Genomic DNA, 4,468 nt, shown 5'->3' with positions numbered 1-4,468 from the left:
GACTTCGACGACAGGCGACGTGGCCCGCTCATTTCGCGGGCACACGTCGCCTGTCGTCTTCGTGGAGATGGCGGGAATCGAACCCGCGTCCAACGGTGCGGAATCAGGGCTTCTCCGAGTGCAGTTCGCTGCGCTTTTCTCGGCCCCGGAGATCACGCGAACAAGTCTCCGACGGGCCCAGCCACTGTTTGATTTCCTCCTGCACCCCGTGACCGGGTTCAGGAGTTTAGTCCCCTAGCTGATGCCAGGATCCGGGTCGGGAACATCCCCGGGCTGACACTTCGCAGGTCGCTACTTAGGCAGCGAGGGCGAAGGAATCGCGCTTGGTGTTGGCGATTATTGGTTGCGACACATGGTTAACGAGATCATTGCCGCTTCCTCGACTCGCTTCCCCTGCTTCGACATCCGCTGTCGAAACCGATCATCCCCATGTTGATTTATCAAGGTGGTGCACACCCCTCTCCTGGGGTGCGCACCCATCGTACGTGACCAACGCACGGCGGTGCCAGCGAATTCCCCGGCGGCCCCCCGGCAGCCCCCTCAAAGGGTCCGTCCGCTCAGGCGCGCTGCTTGCGGCGGGCCGCCGACATCGCCCGATCCGCCTCCCGGCGGTCCTGCTTCTCGCGGAGCGTCTGCCGCTTGTCGTACTCCTTCTTGCCCTTGGCCAGCGCGATCTCGACCTTGGCCCGGCCGTCCTTGAAATAGAGGGACAGCGGCACGATCGTGTGCCCCGACTCCTGGCTCTTGGACTCCAGCTTGTCGATCTCGGCGCGGTGCATCAGCAGCTTCCGCTTGCGCCGCGCACTGTGGTTGGTCCAGGTGCCCTGGGCGTATTCGGGGATGTGTACGTTGTGCAGCCAGGCTTCATTGCCGTCGATCTGGACGAATCCGTCCACCAGCGACGCCCGGCCCTGACGCAGCGACTTCACCTCGGTGCCGGTCAGCACCAGACCGCACTCGTAGGTGTCCAGAATGTGGTAGTCGTGCCGCGCCTTCTTGTGCTGCGCGACGAGCTTGCGCCCGGCGTTCTTGTCCTTGCCCTTGTCCTTAGCCATAGTGCGGCCATTTTCGCACTACGCGCCGGTGCCGAGGCCACTCAATACTGTCCGGGCACGGTTCTCGGCATGATCCTCGACGATCAGGTCGGGGGTGATGCCGGCGCCGTCGACGGTGTGGCCGGAGGGGGTGCGGTAGTGGCCGACGGTCAGCTCGGCGACCGAGCCGTCCGCCAGCTCGCTGGGCATCTGGACCGAGCCCTTGCCGAACGTCGGCGAGCCGACCACGACCGCCCGGCCGCGGTCCTGAAGCGCGCCCGACAGCAGCTCGGCGGCGCTCATCGTGCCGCCGTCGACCAGGACGACCAGGGGGATACGGGTGTTGCCGGCGCGCTTCGCGTACAGGGCGCGCTGGCTGCCGCGGACGTCGTAGGTGGCGACCAGTCCGCCGTCCAGGAAGACCGACGCGGTGGCGACGGCCTCGGTGACCAGGCCGCCCGTGTTGCCGCGCAGGTCCAGCAGCAGCCCGTGCCGCGGATCGGCGGCGGCGACCGCGCGGCGGACGGCGGCCCCGGTGCCCCTGGCGAACGCGGCGACCCGGATCCGGGTCGGGCCGCCGGCGCCGGCCGGGCGGTCCACGGTGACGTTCTGGGTGCGCAGCCGGGCGCGGTGCAGGGTCACGCTCCAATGGCGGGCGGCCCGCTCCAGGTCCAGCCGGACGGGGGTGCCGGCCGCGGCCCCCCGGGAGCCCCCATGGTCGTCGCCGCGCAGCCGGGCGACCGTCTCGGTGACCGGCCGCCCCCGTGAGGCCCGGCCGTCGATGGCGTCCAGGCCGTCGCCGACGGCGATCCCGGCGCGGGCGGCGGGGCTGCCGGGCTGCACCCGGGACACCGCGATCCGGCCGCCGGCCTGCTGCCGCACCCACAGGCCGACGCCGACGTAGGCGCCGTCCAACTGCTCCTGGAAGTCCTCGAATTCTCCGTGTGTGTAGATCGTCGACCAGCGGTCGCCGCTGCGGCTGACGACCTCGGCGGCGGCCTGCGAACCGGACTTGCCGTCCTCGACGGCCTTCGCGGCGGCCCGCTCGACGGCCGCGCGGTCCGCGGCCGGCCCCTCGGCCGGACGCTGCGCGGCGACCGATTCCACCGCGCCCTCGGCCTCGTCGTGCCACGCCCCGGTCACCGCCCCTAAGGCGATCACCCCGGCGAGGAGCAACGTGAGGGCCGCCCCGCTGCGGATGCGGCGGGGCCGGTCGTACGAACACGGGCCCGACATGCGGGTGAGTCTAGGCGACGAAAGGGCGCCATACGGGGAGTTGTCCGTACGGCGCCCTTGGCGAAGGTCACACCTTGAGGTACTTGCGCAGCGCGAAGAACGCGGCGAGCGCGGGCATCAGCAGCCCGATGAGCAGCACCAGCGGCAGCACCGTGATCACCGAGTCCCAGCCGATGAAGTTGATCACCTGGATCTTCTTCGCCAGCCAGTTGTTGATGAGGAGGTACTTGCCGCCGCCGATCAGCACGCACGCGAACAGCGCGCCGAGCAGGCCGGCGATGGCGGCCTCCAGGATGAACGGCATCTGGATGTAGAAGCTCGACGCTCCCACCAGCCGCATGATCCCGGTCTCCCGCCTGCGGCTGAACGCCGACACCCGCACGGTGTTGACGATCAGCATCAGCGCAACGACCAGCATCAGCCCCATCACGCACAGCGCGGCGATGTTCATGCCGTTGAGGAGGTTGAACAGCGGCTCAACGGTGTCCCGTTGGTCCTGCACCTGCTCGACGCCGGGCCGCTCGGAGAACGCCGACTTGATGACCGCGAACTTCGTCGGGTCCTTCAGCTTGACCCGGAAGGACTCCGGCAGCTGGTCGGGCGTCACCAGACCGGCGACGGGGGTGTCGCCGAACTGCTCCTTGTAGTGCTTGTACGCCTGGTCGCTGGACTCGTACTCCACGTTCTGCACGATCGGCAGCCGGCTCAACTCGGCCTTGATGTCGTCCTTCTGCTGCTGGGTGGCCGCGCCCTTGGCGCAGTTGCCTGCCGTTTCGGCGTCGTTCTTGTTGCAGAAGAAGATGGAGACGTTGACCTTGTCGTACCAGTAGCCCTTCATGGTGCTGACCTGGTCCCGCATCAGCAGCGAGGCGCCGAACAGGCCGAGCGAGAGGGCTACGGAGACGATGACGGCGACGGTCATCGTGAGGTTACGGCGGAGACCGACGCCGATCTCCGACAGGACGAACTGGGCGCGCATGGCGTCCTTTCAGTGCTGGTAGCCGTACACGCCGCGCGACTGGTCGCGTACGAGCCGGCCCTTCTCGAGTTCCATGACCCGCTTGCGCATCTGGTCGACGATCTGCTGATCGTGCGTTGCCATGACCACCGTCGTGCCGGTCCGGTTGATCCGGTCCAGCAGCTTCATGATGCCGACGGAGGTCTGCGGGTCGAGGTTGCCGGTGGGCTCGTCCGCGATGAGCAGCATCGGGCGGTTGACGAAGGCCCGCGCGATGGCGACGCGCTGCTGCTCACCACCGGAGAGCTCACCCGGCATACGGTCCTCCTTGCCGCCGAGGCCGACGAGGTCGAGGACTTCGGGCACCGTCTTGCGGATCTGCCCGCGCGGCCTGCCGATGACTTCCAGCGCGAAGGCGACGTTCTGCCCCACTGTCTTGTTGGGGAGCAGCCGGAAGTCCTGGAAGACCGTGCCCACCTGGCGCCGCATCTGCGGGACCTTCCAGTTGGAGAGCTTGGCGAGATCCTTCCCCAGTACGTGTACGGCGCCATGGCTGGCGCGCTCCTCACGGAGGAGCAGCCGCAGGAAGGTTGACTTACCGGAGCCCGAGGAGCCCACCAGGAAGACGAACTCGCCGCGCTCGATCTCCAGGGAGACATCCCTGAGTGCGGGGCGGTTCTGCTTCGGGTAGGTCTTGGAGACGTTGTCGAATCGGATCACTGATGCACCACGGTCGACCTGGGTAGGGGCACGGGATACCGGTGAGGGCTCCCGTCGGTGAGCGTGACCCTACGCGAACCTCGGGTGGCCGCGAAGCCGTCGTGCGGGGTTGGTGCGTTTCGTCACGGCGCCTAGGGGGACAAAAGGCGCACAAACCCGCGGGGCGCGCCGTTCGGCCGCGGAGCTGGCACAGTGGTAGAGGGAACCGTCGCGCCTCCTGGTGCGTTGGTGCAGTAAAGAAGGAGGTCGCATGACGTACGACCGATTGGTGTGCGCCAATTGCGCGGCCCCTGTGAGCGAGGGCCGCTGCCCTGTGTGCCGGGCGAGCAGGGAACGGCTCCAGCAGCAAGCCGGCATATTCGGCCAGCTCAACCCCGCGATGCTGGTGGCCCTGGTGATCGTGCTGGTCGCGCTCGCGGCTGTGCTGCGCCAGACTGTGGCGTAACGGCGCCCGCACGCCCCGCTACCGCAGCGGTTGCCGGGTGAGGGCGCCGGCAAGAGCGGCATGCCGCCGTGTGCG

At 68.4% G+C, this 4,468-nt stretch carries 5 protein-coding genes and 1 other RNA gene; 1 reads left to right on the top strand and 5 read right to left on the bottom strand.

Going from position 1 to position 4,468, the window contains the following annotated elements; genetic code table 11:
- Positions 1-59: 59 nt before the first annotated feature.
- The 5 genes from ssrA to ftsE form a co-directional block, all read right to left on the bottom strand.
- Positions 60-429: a transfer-messenger RNA gene (gene ssrA, locus IEZ17_RS31270) on the bottom strand.
- A gap of 128 nt (positions 430-557) precedes the next feature.
- Positions 558-1,055 carry an SsrA-binding protein SmpB gene (gene smpB / locus IEZ17_RS31265; protein ID WP_159503524.1) on the bottom strand — a complete coding sequence of 166 codons (498 nt, stop codon included), beginning with the start codon at positions 1,053-1,055 and terminating at the stop codon, positions 558-560.
- A gap of 18 nt (positions 1,056-1,073) precedes the next feature.
- Positions 1,074-2,270, bottom strand: coding sequence for a S41 family peptidase (locus IEZ17_RS31260; protein ID WP_189306057.1), 1,197 nt, complete (start codon positions 2,268-2,270; stop codon positions 1,074-1,076).
- Positions 2,271-2,337: 67 nt separating this feature from the next.
- Positions 2,338-3,249 (bottom strand): permease-like cell division protein FtsX, encoded by a 912-nt coding sequence (gene ftsX, locus IEZ17_RS31255; protein WP_189306055.1) that lies wholly within the window; start codon positions 3,247-3,249, stop codon positions 2,338-2,340.
- Between the two features lie 9 nt (positions 3,250-3,258).
- Positions 3,259-3,948: a cell division ATP-binding protein FtsE gene (ftsE, locus tag IEZ17_RS31250; protein WP_189306053.1), complete on the bottom strand. Its 690-nt coding sequence runs from the start codon at positions 3,946-3,948 to the stop codon at positions 3,259-3,261.
- A 250-nt stretch (positions 3,949-4,198) separates the two neighbouring features.
- Here ftsE and IEZ17_RS31245 point away from each other — a divergent pair, with 250 nt between their 5' ends.
- A complete protein-coding gene (locus IEZ17_RS31245) occupies positions 4,199-4,393 on the top strand; it encodes a hypothetical protein (RefSeq protein WP_189306051.1) in 195 nt (64 codons plus the stop codon).
- Positions 4,394-4,468: the final 75 nt, after the last annotated feature.

Origin of the sequence: Streptomyces albospinus, from assembly GCF_014648695.1 — a bacterium.
Classification (GTDB): Bacteria; Actinomycetota; Actinomycetes; order Streptomycetales; family Streptomycetaceae; genus Streptomyces; species Streptomyces albospinus.
This window is presented reverse-complemented; position numbering and strand designations above follow the sequence as displayed.